The organism is Shewanella sp. 4t3-1-2LB, assembly GCF_017368415.1.
GTDB classification, from domain to species: Bacteria; Pseudomonadota; Gammaproteobacteria; order Enterobacterales; family Shewanellaceae; genus Shewanella; species Shewanella fodinae.
In genome coordinates this window covers 23,971-39,265 of record NZ_JAFNJD010000015.1, presented here as the reverse complement: position 1 = coordinate 39,265, position 15,295 = coordinate 23,971, and the positions used below count along the sequence as shown (strand labels likewise).

The following is a 15,295-nucleotide window of genomic DNA, read 5'->3' as shown; positions in this document are numbered from 1 at the left end:
AATTTATTTTTGAACCAAAGGGGTTATTTTTTCATGGCAACACCACACATCAATGCAGTAGACGGCGCATTCGCGGAAACCGTGCTGTTCCCAGGCGATCCGCTACGTGCCAAATATATTGCTGAGACTTTCCTGGAAAATGTTGAGCAAGTGACAGACGTGCGCAATATGCTGGGTTTTACCGGTACTTACAAAGGTAAGAAAGTCTCTGTGATGGGGTCTGGCATGGGCATCCCTTCATGTTCTATCTATGCCACTGAACTTATCAAGGATTACGGTGTTAAAAACCTGATCCGTGTCGGTACCTGTGGTGCAATCAGCCGTGATATCAAGGTTCGCGACGTGGTGATTGGAATGGGGGCCTGCACCGATTCACGGGTTAACCGCATGCGTTTCAAAGATAAAGACTTTGCTGCTATCGCCGATTATGAACTGCTGACTGCCGTGGTAAATGCCGCCAAAGCACAGAACATCAAGGTACGGGTTGGCAATGTGTTCTCGGCTGATCTGTTCTACTCTCCAGAACCGGATATGTTCGATGTGATGGAGAAAATGGGCGTTCTGGGCGTCGAAATGGAAGCGGCCGGCCTGTACGGTGTGGCAAAAGAGTTTGGGGCGCGGGCGTTGTGTGTGGTAACGGTATCAGACCATATCCGCACTGGTGAAGTGACCACTTCTGAAGAGCGGCAAACCACCTTCAATGACATGATCACTATGACACTGGAAGCGGTGCTAGCGCTGTAACTCTAGCGTCAATTGCGTACAATATTACAAAGGAGCCTACGAGCTCCTTTGTGGTTATTTGAGTGTGGCGTTGTTGGTGGTGGCAGACTCTGCCGCATTGCGGATGGTTTCAGCCGTTGTAGCAAGCTGCTTTAGTGCTTTTCGCCGGCGCTTGACTCGGGTGCGACGCCTGTCAAAGTCAGCGCGCTTGAAGGATAATGCCCGCGACAACAGCATACCGATAACCCCGGCGACCAACAGCATAATCTGTTGCTGCTTCATGTTTTGTTCGTGGGCCGCTTTGATCTCGTTAAAAAATAGTTTGGGATCTAACCGAACTTCGATAAACCCAAGATTTTTCCCATCCTGTACCACGCTCTCTACGTAGGGCGGATAAGGGGCCAATAGATTTTCCAGTTCATCGCTATCCGGGTCTACTTGCTCTTCGGTGATATCTTGGGCAAAAGATAGTCGCTGACCTGCCTCGCTGTAGATTGTGGCGGCCATTACTTTGGGGTCTTCTACCAGCGCAGTGGTGAGCCATTGTAATTGCTCATCATTCTGTAACTGTAATGCGGGTGCTGCGCCGTAAGCCGTTTGTTGTACCAATAATCTGGCCATCTTTTCAGTCTGGGACTTTAGCAAAAGCTGGCCTTGTAGTAGGCTGGTCTGCCACAACTGTACCAGCCCAACGATCAGTGTTATTGCTAACGCAATCTGCAGCAGTCTGATAAAGGTGTGGGTAGTCTTTAGCCCCTTGAACAGTAACACTTTGTACCTTAATACCCAGAGGTTTAGCGTTAATCATAATCGATTATCGTCAGCCCCGATAGCCGGAGAAACTTACCGTATGCTGCCAGCGTTTAGCCACTTGACCCGTTCCTCAGCCAATAACAGTGACACCTATCGCTTCCAGCAACAGTCATGGCCCGCTGCGGTGGAAGGTGACCACCGCCATCAGTGGCGTTTACGTTTGGTATTTCCTGCCGCGGTGGAAGCTGAGGTGTTGGCGCAATTAAGCGCTTTCCCAATCGCTGCGTTAGTCTGTCTGCAGCGGCAGCAGCCGTTACTGGGGTTAGAATTGCTACTGACCACACCACCGGAAGCTGCATTGCTCGACGTGTTGACGGAGGATGCAGCGCTAGAGTGGTTACTATTGCAGCCGACTGACATCCTGCCTGAGTTGACCCAGCCAGGACTTTTGGTCATGGATATGGACTCTACCGCTATCCAGGTAGAGTGTATCGATGAGTTGGCGGCAGCGGCAGGGGTAGGGGCACAGGTTGCCGCAGTGACTGAGTTGGCCATGCAGGGTGAACTGGATTTTGAGCAGAGTTTGCGGGCGCGGGTGGCCAAACTGAAAGGTGCAGACACCGCCATTATTGAACAGTTGTGTGAACGGCTGCCATTAACGCCAGGGCTAGCATCGATGATTGCCGAACTGCAGCAACATGGTTGGCGTACTGTGGTGGCGTCTGGTGGTTTTACACCATTCGTCAACCATCTGAAACAGTTATTGGCACTGGACGCCGCTTACGCCAATGAGTTAGTACTCCAAGATGGCAAATTTGTGGGTGAAGTGACAGGAAAAGTGGTGGATGCTGCATTTAAAGCCGCTGTGGTTACCGAAAGTGCCACACGTTGGCAGATAGCTGACGGTCAGAAAGTGGCCATCGGTGACGGTGCCAATGATATTCCGATGATCTGCTGTGCCGATTTTGGCTTGGCTTATCATGCCAAACCCAAATTGGCAGCAGTAGCGGATGCTAGGATCCGCCATCTTGGATTAGAGACCTTGCCGTTTTTTTTGCAGGCCAGAGGTTGATGGTTATTAGTTTTTGGGCGGCAGCCGCATCCGCACTTCCGCAGTAATATCTAGCAGTTCACCAACGCCAATGATCCGCCATAGCTGTTGTTCCAACTTTTGTGCCCGATGTTTAGCATGGACTTTGATGTAATCCAGTTCGCGTTGCAGGTAGCTAAAATCCGGTTTACCTGTAGCGCCACGATAGACTTTGAGCGCCATAAAGCGGCCAATATAGTCCGATTGCTGGATGAAATCGGAAAGTGCCTCAGCGTTTGCCATGTCTTCGGCCCGTTTACAGCTGAGAATTTGCGGATGGCCGCTAGTACTAACAACAGCATACAGCTCAAAACTGTCAACATTGTCTTGAGGTTTCATCTGCCGCACTGGTTCGACAAAATCCAGTTTCAGGCGTCCATCGTTTAGAATCGGGCCTAAATCAAATAACAACCGATTACCTTGCTCACGTGTAAAAAGATCGCTGATCAGGTCACGTTGCATGCCAATCCCGATACAGGCCATACGAAATGATTTAGCGGTTTTTTCTAACATGAAAGGTACGGCGTGCAGATGGCGTATCAGTTGATTTTTCAGACCATCGGCTAACTCTTTGGCTTGCTGATTGTTGTCCGTCAGTTGCTGCAGTTTTTCACGGTTACGGATAATTAAGCGATTAAGAAACTCCACCCCTGTATGTGGCGTGTGTCCAACAACCGCTGCTAGATGTAAAGTAGTGCCGTTTTTGCGGCTATGCACTACCCGGTAAGGCAACTCCTGCAGTTTAATTTTGGTGGACAATTCCTGGAGTTTGGGAAAACTGAGCAGCAGTTCTTTACTGGTGTCGAGCTTATGAGGATGCTCCAAGTGCAGTTGCAGACCTCGGCTGGAAATATCGTGGGTCATTGCTGTCAATTGTTCACCATCCTGATGGATAGTGACTAGTGTTTTGAACGCAAAACGCGCTTCTCTGCGGCGTTCACTAAAGTTCAGCGCCGCTAGTTTTACCGTATTCCGAGGCGTTTTTGTCATGCCAAAACACTTCAGATCGTTGATGTGCAATGCTGATTGCCACTGCTGATATTGCATCGCAGCGACTTGGTCGGTGAGGTCTATTAGCTGTACCAGACAACGATATTGAACCAGTTGCTGTTCAGTCAGCGGGCTATAGTTAACGTCATCTCCCGGCAGTGCTGAAGATTTATGGGGCTGCTGATGATCGAGCATATCCAGCGACAGTCGACAAACTTTCCAGCTGGATTTGGCCGCACCATAATGGAAAAACAGCGATATCAGCCCAGATGCTTGTAATTCTGCCAAGGTTGCCGCATAAAAAAACAGCCGACCTTTAGCGTTGTAAGTGAAGCAATAAAGGAGGCTGTGACTATCGTCAGCAGGATGATCAATCAGCGCCTGCAGCCTTTGGCTGTGCAGGATCGTTGGCAATTGGTTGACATCGTTTTCGTCAAGAAAATAGTGCAGTAATTCCTGATTATCACTGCTAAGTAAAATGGTACTGATTTCTGGCTGTTGTTGATTGTCGCTGATGAACAACGGCAGATGCGGATAATGAGGCAAATAGTAGCGCTCAAATCCCAGGCCACTGGCATTTACCATGACATCGTTGATATCGACTTTGTAACGGAATTTGTAACCCTGAATAAGATCAGACAACATCTGTGACAACTGCTCAGAGCCGCTGACACGTTTTAGCCGCATCAAGCAGTTTTCACCTTCATCATCGGCATCGACCACTTGATAATCGACACCCTGCTGCAGATCGGCAAAATAGAATTCGTCTCCCAGTTCCTGCAACTTAACCGTTAATGGTTGCTGCAGATCAAAGCCATGTTTCAGTGGTAACCGAATACGGGCACCGCTGACTGAGAGATCCAGCGTGTTACCGACGATTTCCCGTTGTCCCGGCTGTGACACCAGAATTTTAATGCTGTAATTCATTCGCTCTTCAGTACGGCGAATGTAGTTGCCTAGAATGATGCCTGGCACCAGCGTTGACACTGACTCCACTTTGCTGGGCTCTTTTTGTTGACGTCGCAGCTGATGTGCCTGCATCACTTCTTCGTATACACCCATAGTGTACTGATTGCGATATAGCGCTAGTGCGTTCTGGAACACCTGCTTGGCGGGTTCATCCAGATAGTGGTGTTGTTCACCGTATATGACTTCAGTACAGGGCAATTCAGATTTATCGCGTAGGTCGATAATCCGCAGGCAAGGATTGGCAAGGCGGCTGATTTCCATTTTCAGCAGAAAGCGACTGGAACTCGATTCTCCTTCGGTCATCTGCTCAAATACGTCATCAAAGTTGGGCTCCATCATCAGCGGTTTTAACTGCTCAATCAGGAGACTGTGGGCGTCTGCACTCATCTATTCACTCGTAAAAGATGCTAAACTGCGGATCCTGTATATTGTATGTCGGCTGCCGCGGCGGTAACTGAATGTAAAATGCCAGTTATCGTGTTGAAAGGGCAGTTATTTTATTTATTTTTATTCAAATTACCCCAAGATTCCATTGCGTATGGCGAAAAATAAAACAGCTTATGTCTGTACCGAATGCGGTCAGGATTATCCCCGTTGGCAGGGTCAGTGTAGTGCGTGTCAGGAATGGAACACCATTACTGAAGTGCGATTGGGGGCGGCAACTGCGGCGCGTAGCGGCAGTTTCAGTGGATACGCCGGTGCTGGCAGCAGTGAAGTTAAAACTCTAGATCAGATAGATCTTAACGAAGTGCCGCGTATTGCCAGCGGTTTTGCCGAGTTTGACCGGGTGCTGGGCGGTGGGATTGTTGCCGGTAGCGCCATTTTGATTGGCGGTCATCCTGGGGCCGGTAAAAGTACCTTACTGCTGCAGACCTTGTGCCAGTTGGCAGAAACGCTCCCGGCGTTATATGTCACTGGTGAAGAATCGCTACAACAAGTTGCTATGCGCGCCAAACGACTTGGGTTACCAACTGGTAAGCTGAAAATGCTGTCGGAAACCAATGTCGATACCATTTGTGAAGTTGCCTTGCGTGAGCAACCGAAAATTATCGTCATTGACTCCATCCAAGTAATGCATATCAGTGATGTGCAATCTTCGCCCGGCAGTGTTGCCCAAGTCCGTGAGTCAGCAGCGTTTCTAACCCGTTTTGCCAAGCAACATAATATCGCCATTATCATGGTGGGACACGTGACCAAAGATGGCAGTCTCGCCGGACCGAAAGTACTAGAACACTGTATCGACTGTTCAGTTATGTTCGAAGGCGATAGCGATAGCCGATATCGAACGCTGCGTTCCCATAAAAACCGCTTTGGTGCAATCAATGAACTCGGCGTGTTTGCCATGACTGAACGTGGCTTGCGGGAAGTGGCAAATCCCTCAGCCATCTTTTTGTCGCGTGCCGATGAGGCCGCATCCGGCTCACTGGTGATGGTGGTGTGGGAAGGTACCCGGCCGCTGCTGGTGGAATTACAGGTGTTGGTGGATCATTCTGCGTTAGCCAACCCCAGACGTGTGGCGGTGGGAATGGACAGCAACCGTCTGGCGATGTTGTTAGCGGTGATGCATCGTCATGGCGGTTTGCAGATGGCCGATCAAGATGTGTTTGTAAACGTGGTTGGTGGTGTCAAAGTGACAGAAACCAGCGCCGATTTAACCTTGTTGCTGGCAATGTTATCCAGTTTTCGCGGCGAAGTATTACCGCGGGATTTAGTGGTGTTTGGCGAAGTGGGGTTATCCGGTGAAATCCGGCCGGTTCCCAATGGCCAGGAGCGTTTGGTTGAAGCGGCTAAACACGGTTTTCGCCGTGCCATTGTGCCTATTGCCAATGCTCCCAAAAAAGCGCCGTCAGGGATGGAAATTATCGGTGTCAGCAAGCTCAGTGAAGCGCTGACGGCGCTATAACGGAGTGGCTCAGGAGTTGTCGTGCTCCTTGATAAATTGGTCCAATTCTCGATGCAGTTGTGAGGCATCACCAGTGTTGAGCTCTAACAACCGCCGCAGGTGGGTAATGCTGTCTACATCAATAAAAGCGCACTTAAGCCCTAGGTAACTGCGTTTACGGTATACCGGTTCGGCAAGCATGCTGACTTCAATATCAGAGGCCGGCAGACGAAAGCTGAGGATCAATGACGGCGATGGCTCGAAATCATCAGGTAATTGTACCATCGCGCCATTGAGACACAGATCCACTAGTCTGGTATTCCAGATTTTTGTTTCAGTTCGCAATTGGGCCGGTGTTTCAAACAGCACTCGCGAAAATTTGCGCTTGTCTTCCATCAGATGCCTGCATTGTCCTTAAGTTGCCTAAATTGTAGACAGATTTTCAGCGCTTAGCATCTGTCTTTTCATTTTTGTATCACTGTTGCTCAGAATGTGTGCTTTATACGTGCAATTATGCGTTAGTTATTGCCTGTTCACACCACAGTTGCCAGCTACCGCACAGTTCTTCATTCGGTTATCGCAGTCGTGCGGGAATTGTTTTATGATCGCGCGTCCAATATTACCGCTGGTCGCCTGTTATGACGTCATTTACAGGTATTCTGCTAGTTCCAGCGGGATGTTAAGTACCCTATTTTAAGAACAAGGTAACTTCTATGCAGTCATCTAACACCAATAATGCTGTAACCGCATCATGGCTAGAGCGCTATTTTTGTATTCAGCAACGTGGCAGCAGTGTACGCGGCGAATTGATCGCTGGTCTGACCACGTTTCTGGCAATGGTTTACTCAGTCATCGTGGTGCCATCAATGCTTGGCAAGGCGGGATTTGATCCAGGCGCTGTGTTTATTGCCACCTGTTTGATCGCTGCCTTTGGCTCACTGTTGATGGGGTTATGGGCGAATTTGCCGATGGCCATCGGCTGTGCGATTTCGCTGACCGCATTTACCGCATTTAGTCTGGTGTTGGGGCAGCATATGTCGATACCCGTGACGCTGGGTGCCATATTCCTGATGGGGGTAGTGTTCACTCTGGTGAGTGTTACCGGTATTCGGCAATGGGTACTGACCAATCTGCCTCGCGGTATCGCGCATGGGACAGGTATTGGTATTGGTTTGTTTTTATTGTTAATTGCCGCCAATAATGTCAGTTTGATTGTCGGCAATAGTGGCGGCGGTTTGCCGGTGAAACTGGGCGATGTTAACAGCTTGCCAGTTATTGCTACCATCGTGGGCTTAGCCGCCACCATAGGTTTGGAAAAACGCCGAGTGCCGGGCGGTATTCTGTTGGTGATCATTGCATTATCGGTGTTTGGCTTATTGTTTGACCCCGCTGTGAAATATAGTGGTTTGTTTGCGTTACCGGATTTGACCTCAGAACACAGCTTGTTTGGCAAGCTAGATATTATGGGGGCTCTGAATCCCGTGGTGTTGCCAATAGTGCTGGCGCTGGTAATGACCGCGATTTTTGATGCCACCGGGACAATTCGAGCAGTGGCGGGGCAGGCTAATCTGTTGGATAAAGACGACAATATCATCAATGGTGGCAAGGCGCTGACATCCGATTCGGTCAGCAGTATGTTTGCGGGTCTGGTGGGGGGCGCTCCCGCGGCGGTATATATCGAATCTGCGGCTGGAACTGCAGCTGGTGGCAAAACGGGTCTGAGTGCGACCCTGGTTGGCGCGTTATTTTTACTGCTAATTTTTCTCGCACCACTGTCTTATCTGGTGCCGGCTTATGCCACTGCGCCAGCGTTGATGTACGTGGGGTTGTTAATGCTCGCAAACGTCACCAAACTGGATTTTGACGACAAAGTTGACGCGATGGCAGGTCTCACTTGTGCGGTGTTTATTGTGCTTTCCAGCAATATTGTTACCGGTATTATGTTGGGTTTTGCAACCTTGGTCATTGGCCGGATCTGTAGTGGTGAATGGCGGAAAATCAAGCCGGGTGTATTACTAATCGCTATCGGCTTGGTAGTGTTTTACATGGGTGGTTGGGCTATCTGACCGACCAAGAAAAAAGCGGCATATGCCGCTTTTTTCTCAGACGATGCCTTGATTCAGGAACAACTAAGGCCATCGGCCCCGTATTTTATCATTCCTGAAGTACTGACAGTGATACTGCGGGAATTAACACTGCTGCTATCGGTACAATATATGAAAGTTGCGGCTCCGCTGCTTAAGCCATCAGCGCGAAACGAGACATCTATCCCTTTCACCGAGTCGCCACTGTTAAATCCATCAACGACTTTTAAGGTTTTGTTGTTCCCATCAGGGTCCACAGCATATACCAGAATGCCGTTACGCCAATCGCTGCCGCATACGCCATCACTGGCATAAGCACAGACAGACACTGTCATGCCATAACTGACTGCTTGGTTGCGGGCAAAGGCCAATAGTTGCTCGATACGGCTGATTTCGGAACGTACCCGGTAACCATCATAGAGCGATTTCAGTGATGGTACGCCTACCGAAAGCAGAATGGCTGCCACGGCAACGGTCACCATTAACTCTACCAAGGTAAACCCGCGATACTTGCCTGACATGTGACACCCTGTTATTGAATCGTGAATTTTAAGTATAGGGCGTTCAAGTGTTGAATGTCAGCAGAAATCGCCGTAATCCTTAATGGATGATTAATCATCACATTTAACGTTATCGGTACTGCGACGAGTTCTACCCGCTTGATTAACGACGATACTCTGACCATCCTCTACAGTTTTATCTGGACAATAGCTCAGAGTGCCATTGCTGCCACTGGCGAGACCGTCAGCTAAAAAACGCACCGTCGCGCGATTATAAAAAATGCTGTCCTGGGAATGAAATGGCCCTGACTCCAGCAATAATCGCTCATCACTGTCTAACTGCTGATTACCATTACGATCGATAAAAATACTGATGCCGGGTTGCCAATTACCATCTTGACAGCGATTGTCTTCAAGATGGCACACTGTTACCCGTGAACGGTAGCTGATCGCTTGGTTCCGGGCGAACGCCAGTAACTGCTGCAACTGGCGAATAGCGGAGTCAGTACGATATTGCCGCTGTAGATCGGCGAGTGAAGGCACCGCAATGCCAAGCAATATTGTGAATACCAGTAAAGTAATGATCAGCTCCACCAAGGTGAAGCCGCTGTAGACTTGGCGCTTCATAAGCAACTCCTTTTGCCGCGGCGATCTCGCATCCTGCGAAACCGTTATCTGTCTCAAGTGTAGTCGCCTGCAGGTGTGAATGCTGTGGCGCTTTTAGATCATTAGCTAATAAATGATTAGCTTTTTTATAGTAAATTATCGTCTTTGGCTGTTGGTTTCGCAGGGCTGCGGAGCGTGATAAGCTAGCGCGACAAGACAGTGGTATTTAGGTCATGAAGGAGTGCCTGATGAAAAAAGTAGAAGCCATAATCAAGCCTTTCAAACTTGATGATGTCCGTGAAGCTTTGGCGGAGATTGGCATTACAGGGATGACGGTGTTGGAGGTTAAAGGGTTTGGGCGTCAGAAAGGCCATACAGAATTATACCGCGGTGCTGAGTATATGGTGGACTTCCTGCCTAAAGTCAAAATTGAGCTGGTGATCCAAGACGATTTGTTGGAACAGGCGCTGGATGTGATTGTGGATGTTGCACGTACCGGCAAAATCGGCGACGGCAAAATTTTTGTGACTGAAGTAGAACGGGTAATTCGTATTCGTACCGGTGAAGAGAACGAAGAAGCCGTGTAGTTTACCAAAAAACAAGGGTGGTCTTTTTTGACCACCCTTTGTTATGTTCTGTCCCTTCAATGCGGGCCATGTACCAAAGTTTAACAGTAGCTTAGCGGCATCATTTCCACTTGTCTTCCTTATAGAAGTCCACTTCGGGAGTTTCATCGTAATAACGGCGTTTGGTGTCACGACGACGTTGTTTTACGCGCTTGCTATTGCGTTGTTTGTTACGCAGATGCTCTCCCCATTGAGAGTCATCATCATCAAATTCATTTGGGTTTGACATGGTCCTGTTCCAGAAAATGTGCATAAACGTCGCACACTTCCTTTTTACCTAAAGGGCCTGTCAAGCTAAAGCGAAATATTTAATGTGTATTGGTAAAAATTATTTAACAACAGTCGTTATCATCCCGGAGCGAAGTAGACTCGGTTATTTGCGTTATTGACGGCACATGCGGACAACAAACATGCCATCTGTATCGGCATCAAACGGCCATACGGTCAAATATTCTGTCCTTTCCCCGGTAAACGGATGTTGCAGCATCTGCAGTCGAAAATCCGGGTTATTGCTAAGGAATCTGTCTACAACGGCTCGATTCTCTGCGTGTGCTAAGGAACAGGTGGCATACACCAGCTTACCCCCGGTTTTCACCGCGGCACTGGCCCGCTGCAGAATATCTAGTTGCAGTGAGGGTTTGTCGGTTACAGCAGTCACATCATCAAGCCAGCGCATATCGGGGTTACGACGCCAAGTCCCGGTGCAACTGCACGGCGCATCTACCAATACGCCATCAAACTTTTCTTGGGCAACGGGGAGGTGATCAGATTGCCACAGTGCTGTACTGATGATGTCAAATTGAGCGCGACTGGCGCGCTTTTGCAGTTCCAGCAGCGCATGTTGACGAATATCCGATGCCACAATACGGCCACGGTTCTGCATTTGTGATGCCAGTTGCAGGCTTTTGCCGCCAGCACCACAGCAGGCATCCCACCAATGTTCAGTTGCTGTCGGCGCGCAGATATGCCCAATGACTTGCGATGCCAAGTCCTGCACTTCTAGGTAACCTGCTTTATAGAACGGCAATTCATTCAAGTTGATGCTCTGATGACCTAGGCTGATTGCATTGTCAAAGAATGTTGATGCTTTAACAGATAACCCAGCGGCTTCCAAGGACTGAATGGCTTGTGCTGTCGGCAGTCGTTGCACTCTTAACCATAATGGTGGTCGAGAGCTAAGGCTTTGCAATAGCTGTATTTTTTGATGTTCGCTGAGTTCAGGCAATTGTGCCCATAACCATTCTGGCACCAGCGCCTGAGCAGGAAAATCACTGCCAGCAAACCACAGCTGTAACTGTTCAGTGGCTTCCGTTAATTGCTGCCAAGGTGTAGCGACATGTGGTAATAACCCTGCTCGCTGTTGCCAGGCTTCTAGCGTGGGTTGCCAGGAATGTTGCTCCAGTAACCCACAAACGGCGAGTTGCCGAAACCACCGCTGTTCTTCATTGGCTGCTGGTAGGCGTTTTAGCCAGCCGTACCAGCGAAACAGCGCAAACAGTGTCTCACGAATGATGCGTCGATCTCGGCCACCATGTTTTTTATTGAGGCGGAAATAACTGGCGACGACCCGATCAGCACTGTGCTTAGACTGCAGGATGTCAGTAAATAATAAACGGATCGTTTGTGCGTAACTGTCCGCGTGTTTTTCAACAGGAGTCATGACGTAAAAGCGTTGGAAATAACTGGCGCCAAGTGTAACAGATGCCGGGCGTCAACGCGTCAGTAGTCGAGCTCCAACGCAAAACACAGATAAGCCATCAGTCTCTGCGTGTGTTGCAGCTGTTGGTGACAGTACTCCACAAAATCATCCGCAATGATTGCACTGAGTGGGACTGTTTTTACTGCAATAAAATCCTTACGTTTTAGTTCGTTAATTAACGGATGTTGCTTATCGTAGCCTTTAGGCGGGCGTTGCAGACTGTCACCATCAAGGTAAAATCCGCCGTTATTGAGGTCCGAGAGCGCCTTTTTGTAGCCGTTGGGATTTTCATCAATACAGGCACGGATTTTACTGAGAATCGGCGATTCTGGGTGCCAAATCCCAGCGGCGATAAAGCAGCCATCGTTGGCAAGATGTACATACAACCCGGGGGCGTGAACATCTTTCCCTTGAAAATGGCGAAACTGGATCCCCACATTGGATTTATAAGGCGCTTTATCATGACTAAAGCGGGTATCTCGCTGTGGACGCATGAGGCTACCGCCAACTTTTTTGGCTACAGCGGTGAGTCTCGGAGAAAGGGCAAATACATGAGGTTGCATCTGTTCAATAAATTGCAACGCCGGCGTGCGTACTAATGCTTCATATTGATGCTGATTAGCCTTAAACCAAGCACGATCATTGTTAAGCTGCAACGCAGCAAGAAAATCAAAACAGCCTTGAGTAAACATGGTCCCTTCCTTGACATCATTAGGGGGAGTATCAATCGCCATTCAGCGCTTGGGAACTGCGGCTTCCAGCTCTATGTCGGTACAACCTCGGTTACAGCGAATGTAGCCAACACTGTTTTCACCCGCCACGGGTAATTGGGCCTGCAATTGTTGGCCGCAATGGCGACATAACACCATGCGACCTGCCAACAGGTTTTTAATTAGCTGTTTTTGCTCATGGAAGGAGGTTGCACTGCGGCGGTTGAGTTCACTAAAGTCCTGCGTGTCCATAGTCGTATGCCGTCATCCACTAAAGTCGCGATTATAATCTGCTTTATGGATAGGCTTCAAACGCCTGTGACCAAGTTATAAAAAAGCCTCGTAATCGTACGAGGCTTTTTATAACTTGCTAAATTACATAGCGTTTCTGAATATCTGGCAGATTTCTTCGTGTGAGGCCTGTTTCGGGTTGGTCAAACCACAAGCGTCTTTCAGTGCATTAGTTGCCAGCACAGGAATATCTTCAGCCTTAACACCGATGCTAGTGAGATTAGCCGGAATACCAACATCTGCCGCCAATTTCTTGATAGCATCAATAGCCGCCTGTGCACCAGTAGCATCATTCATGGCGCTAACATCAATTCCCAATGCCTTGGCAACATCTTTTAAACGCGGCGCAGCAACCTGTGCATTGTATTCCTGCACGAATGGCAGCAGTAGCGCGTTACAAACCCCGTGTGGCAGATCATAGAAACCGCCTAACTGATGCGCCATTGCGTGGACATAACCGAGACTGGCATTGTTGAAAGCCATGCCCGCGAGGAACTCTGCATAGGCCATCTGCTCGCGCGCTTCTATGTCATCGCCGTGAGCAACGGCAGTGCGCAGGTTGTCACGAATAAGCTCCATGGCTTTTATGGCACAGGCATCGGTAATGGGGGTGGCGGCTGTGGAGACATAGGCTTCAACTGCGTGGGTAAGTGCGTCCATACCCGTTGCTGCTGTCAAACCCCGGGGCTTCTTCAGCATCAGTTGCGGATCGTTTACCGATAGCAGCGGCGTCACATGTTTATCAACAATGGCCATTTTGATGTGACGGGTTTCATCAGTGATGATGCAGAAACGGGTCATTTCACTGGCAGTACCAGCGGTGGTATTGATGGCAATCAGTGGTAGCTGCGGTTTAGACGACCGATCCAGCCCCTCGTAATCACCGATAGCACCACCATTGGCTGCGACTAACGCAATCCCCTTCGCGCAATCGTGTGGTGAACCGCCACCCAGTGAAATTACACAGTCACAGTCATTTTCCCGCAGTAGTTTCAGACCCGCCTCTACATTTGACACGGTAGGATTGGGATGCACGCCATCGTACACTGTCACTGATAGCCCGACTTGCCCCAGTTTTTCAGCGATAGAGCCAACAATGCCTATGCTGACCAGTGGTTTATCGGTCACAATCAGCGCATGTTTGAATCCGAGAGTTTTTATATCATTAATGGCGTCATCCACGGCGCCTTGACCCAGTACGTTGACTGACGGGATGAAAAATTTCGCAGCCATTTGTACACCTCCTAGTGTTTTTTTGGGCGATTGGATGTGTAAGCATACTTAACACAAGAAAAATCTAATGTAAATGAAATAGGCTTACAGTTCAGATAATTGAATAAATTTACGACAATAATCCCTTATTGTTATTCAATATCTTTATTAGATAAATGTGAAACAATAACACTCGGTTCCACTACATACAAAGTATAGTTCTCTGTACAGTCTGAGGCGCTCTCCCGTTGTAATTCTCTGTCGCTATCAAAGGGATTTGTTATCATGACGTGGTTGTCTTCGTGTACATCTCAATCCTGGCCTAATCAAATGGAAGCAAAATGGAAAAATATGAACAGTTGCTGATTTCATTGCGTAAGATCATTCGGGCCATTGATCTGCATTCTAAACAGCTCAGTAAGCATTCGGGGCTGACTGGCCCACAGTTGATTGTTATGCAGAAAATTGCCTTACTGGGAACGCCTCTGGCAAAGCAGGTGGCGGCGGAAATTAACCTCAGTCCTGCCACGGTGACGACCATTCTGGATCGACTGGAAGCTAAAGGGTTAGTGATCCGCCAGCGCAGTGTCGAGGACAAGCGTAAGGTCCATTTGTTACTGAGTGATGCAGGTCAGATATTGCTGCAATCTGCGCCCAAACCGCTGCAGGAGCATTTCATAAAACGCTATCAGTTGTTGGAAGAGTGGGAGCAAAGCCAGTTGTTATCGGCGGTGGAACGTATTGCAAATATGATGGATGCTGAGAAATTAGATGCCGCACCTATGCTCTTGGTCGGGCAGATCCTGTCACATGAGGATGATGAATCGTCGCGGTAATTTTTGGTACAAGCGTTGCTGCAATCTGGACATTATTTTCCCTAATGTAAAGACTCCACTCTCAATACTCTGAATTAACAATAAAAACCCATAGTTACTTTGGTGGATACTTCACCGCCATATGCACCGCTTTGGTGAACAGTTGCACATTTTTGCACCAACAGCTCATCTGTCTACGCAAAGCCGATAAACCATCAGTCACAGGCAATTTGTCATGTCACTGTAATAGTTATTTGATTTTAAACGTGTTAGATCATGCTGCAGCACGTTACTGTGATGCTGCAGGCGATGGATTTGCTTCTGGCATGGTAACTGCTCAATAAT

At 48.7% G+C, this 15,295-nt stretch carries 16 protein-coding genes; 6 read left to right on the top strand and 10 right to left on the bottom strand.

The genetic code is table 11. The features are described 5' to 3' along the window. Positions 1-33 precede the first annotated feature (33 nt). Complete coding sequence (gene deoD, locus J3L11_RS07610) at positions 34-744, top strand: purine-nucleoside phosphorylase (protein ID WP_189617155.1); 711 nt, start codon at positions 34-36, stop codon at positions 742-744. A 54-nt stretch (positions 745-798) separates the two neighbouring features. On the opposite strand, the gene J3L11_RS07605 is transcribed toward deoD, so the two are convergent. Next, a complete protein-coding gene (locus tag J3L11_RS07605; RefSeq protein ID WP_133039767.1) occupies positions 799-1,494 on the bottom strand; it encodes an AhpA/YtjB family protein in 696 nt (231 codons plus the stop codon). A 79-nt stretch (positions 1,495-1,573) separates the two neighbouring features. Here J3L11_RS07605 and serB point away from each other — a divergent pair, with 79 nt between their 5' ends. Beyond that, entirely contained in the window at positions 1,574-2,548 is a 975-nt protein-coding gene (serB, locus tag J3L11_RS07600) for a phosphoserine phosphatase SerB (RefSeq protein ID WP_207570638.1), read from the top strand. A 6-nt stretch (positions 2,549-2,554) separates the two neighbouring features. Here serB and J3L11_RS07595 read toward each other — a convergent pair whose 3' ends face one another. Continuing rightward, complete coding sequence (locus J3L11_RS07595; protein ID WP_207570637.1) at positions 2,555-4,912, bottom strand: PilZ domain-containing protein; 2,358 nt, start codon at positions 4,910-4,912, stop codon at positions 2,555-2,557. Positions 4,913-5,063: 151 nt separating this feature from the next. Between J3L11_RS07595 and radA the strand changes: the two genes are divergently transcribed. Beyond that, positions 5,064-6,428 carry a DNA repair protein RadA gene (gene radA, locus J3L11_RS07590; RefSeq protein ID WP_207570636.1) on the top strand — a complete coding sequence of 455 codons (1,365 nt, stop codon included), beginning with the start codon at positions 5,064-5,066 and terminating at the stop codon, positions 6,426-6,428. A 9-nt stretch (positions 6,429-6,437) separates the two neighbouring features. Here the strand turns inward: radA and J3L11_RS07585 are convergent, their stop codons facing one another. After that, positions 6,438-6,803 (bottom strand): PilZ domain-containing protein, encoded by a 366-nt coding sequence (locus J3L11_RS07585; RefSeq protein WP_133039771.1) that lies wholly within the window; start codon positions 6,801-6,803, stop codon positions 6,438-6,440. A gap of 317 nt (positions 6,804-7,120) precedes the next feature. Here J3L11_RS07585 and J3L11_RS07580 point away from each other — a divergent pair, with 317 nt between their 5' ends. Continuing rightward, the gene (locus J3L11_RS07580; protein ID WP_189617150.1) at positions 7,121-8,473 is read left to right on the top strand and encodes an NCS2 family permease; all 1,353 of its coding nucleotides are present in this window, start codon (positions 7,121-7,123) and stop codon (positions 8,471-8,473) included. A 53-nt stretch (positions 8,474-8,526) separates the two neighbouring features. On the opposite strand, the gene J3L11_RS07575 is transcribed toward J3L11_RS07580, so the two are convergent. Further along, positions 8,527-9,012 (bottom strand): GspH/FimT family pseudopilin, encoded by a 486-nt coding sequence (locus J3L11_RS07575; protein ID WP_207570635.1) that lies wholly within the window; start codon positions 9,010-9,012, stop codon positions 8,527-8,529. 90 nt (positions 9,013-9,102) lie between these two features. Next, the gene (locus J3L11_RS07570; RefSeq protein WP_189617148.1) at positions 9,103-9,618 is read right to left on the bottom strand and encodes a GspH/FimT family pseudopilin; all 516 of its coding nucleotides are present in this window, start codon (positions 9,616-9,618) and stop codon (positions 9,103-9,105) included. A gap of 227 nt (positions 9,619-9,845) precedes the next feature. Between J3L11_RS07570 and J3L11_RS07565 the strand changes: the two genes are divergently transcribed. Further along, on the top strand, positions 9,846-10,184 hold the full coding sequence (locus J3L11_RS07565) for a P-II family nitrogen regulator (protein WP_133039775.1): 339 nt from the start codon (positions 9,846-9,848) through the stop codon (positions 10,182-10,184). 100 nt (positions 10,185-10,284) lie between these two features. On the opposite strand, the gene J3L11_RS07560 is transcribed toward J3L11_RS07565, so the two are convergent. From J3L11_RS07560 to yiaY, 5 genes are all read right to left on the bottom strand, one after another. Further along, on the bottom strand, positions 10,285-10,452 hold the full coding sequence (locus J3L11_RS07560) for a small highly charged protein (protein WP_133039776.1): 168 nt from the start codon (positions 10,450-10,452) through the stop codon (positions 10,285-10,287). A gap of 153 nt (positions 10,453-10,605) precedes the next feature. Next, positions 10,606-11,883, bottom strand: coding sequence for an RsmB/NOP family class I SAM-dependent RNA methyltransferase (locus tag J3L11_RS07555; RefSeq protein WP_207570634.1), 1,278 nt, complete (start codon positions 11,881-11,883; stop codon positions 10,606-10,608). 59 nt (positions 11,884-11,942) lie between these two features. Beyond that, positions 11,943-12,614, bottom strand: coding sequence for a DUF2461 domain-containing protein (locus J3L11_RS07550; protein ID WP_189617146.1), 672 nt, complete (start codon positions 12,612-12,614; stop codon positions 11,943-11,945). A gap of 42 nt (positions 12,615-12,656) precedes the next feature. Beyond that, entirely contained in the window at positions 12,657-12,884 is a 228-nt protein-coding gene (locus J3L11_RS07545) for a hypothetical protein (RefSeq protein ID WP_189617145.1), read from the bottom strand. 123 nt (positions 12,885-13,007) lie between these two features. Further along, the gene (gene yiaY, locus J3L11_RS07540; protein ID WP_133040388.1) at positions 13,008-14,156 is read right to left on the bottom strand and encodes an L-threonine dehydrogenase; all 1,149 of its coding nucleotides are present in this window, start codon (positions 14,154-14,156) and stop codon (positions 13,008-13,010) included. 320 nt (positions 14,157-14,476) lie between these two features. Between yiaY and J3L11_RS07535 the strand changes: the two genes are divergently transcribed. Next, on the top strand, positions 14,477-14,971 hold the full coding sequence (locus J3L11_RS07535; protein ID WP_189617144.1) for a MarR family transcriptional regulator: 495 nt from the start codon (positions 14,477-14,479) through the stop codon (positions 14,969-14,971). Positions 14,972-15,295: the final 324 nt, after the last annotated feature.

What these genes read in the sequence shown, in the direction of transcription:
- J3L11_RS07550 (WP_189617146.1), bottom strand. Translation starts at nt 12,614, where the DNA reads ATGTTTACTCAAGGCTGTTTTGATTTTCTTGCTGCGTTGCAGCTTAAC.
- J3L11_RS07595 (WP_207570637.1), bottom strand. Translation starts at nt 4,912, where the DNA reads ATGAGTGCAGACGCCCACAGTCTCCTGATTGAGCAGTTAAAACCGCTG.
- J3L11_RS07560 (WP_133039776.1), bottom strand. Translation starts at nt 10,452, where the DNA reads ATGTCAAACCCAAATGAATTTGATGATGATGACTCTCAATGGGGAGAG.
- J3L11_RS07580 (WP_189617150.1), top strand. Translation starts at nt 7,121, where the DNA reads ATGCAGTCATCTAACACCAATAATGCTGTAACCGCATCATGGCTAGAG.
- radA (WP_207570636.1), top strand. Translation starts at nt 5,064, where the DNA reads ATGGCGAAAAATAAAACAGCTTATGTCTGTACCGAATGCGGTCAGGAT.
- yiaY (WP_133040388.1), bottom strand. Translation starts at nt 14,156, where the DNA reads ATGGCTGCGAAATTTTTCATCCCGTCAGTCAACGTACTGGGTCAAGGC.
- J3L11_RS07545 (WP_189617145.1), bottom strand. Translation starts at nt 12,884, where the DNA reads ATGGACACGCAGGACTTTAGTGAACTCAACCGCCGCAGTGCAACCTCC.
- J3L11_RS07585 (WP_133039771.1), bottom strand. Translation starts at nt 6,803, where the DNA reads ATGGAAGACAAGCGCAAATTTTCGCGAGTGCTGTTTGAAACACCGGCC.
- J3L11_RS07555 (WP_207570634.1), bottom strand. Translation starts at nt 11,883, where the DNA reads ATGACTCCTGTTGAAAAACACGCGGACAGTTACGCACAAACGATCCGT.
- J3L11_RS07575 (WP_207570635.1), bottom strand. Translation starts at nt 9,012, where the DNA reads ATGTCAGGCAAGTATCGCGGGTTTACCTTGGTAGAGTTAATGGTGACC.
- deoD (WP_189617155.1), top strand. Translation starts at nt 34, where the DNA reads ATGGCAACACCACACATCAATGCAGTAGACGGCGCATTCGCGGAAACC.
- J3L11_RS07535 (WP_189617144.1), top strand. Translation starts at nt 14,477, where the DNA reads ATGGAAAAATATGAACAGTTGCTGATTTCATTGCGTAAGATCATTCGG.
- serB (WP_207570638.1), top strand. Translation starts at nt 1,574, where the DNA reads ATGCTGCCAGCGTTTAGCCACTTGACCCGTTCCTCAGCCAATAACAGT.
- J3L11_RS07570 (WP_189617148.1), bottom strand. Translation starts at nt 9,618, where the DNA reads ATGAAGCGCCAAGTCTACAGCGGCTTCACCTTGGTGGAGCTGATCATT.
- J3L11_RS07565 (WP_133039775.1), top strand. Translation starts at nt 9,846, where the DNA reads ATGAAAAAAGTAGAAGCCATAATCAAGCCTTTCAAACTTGATGATGTC.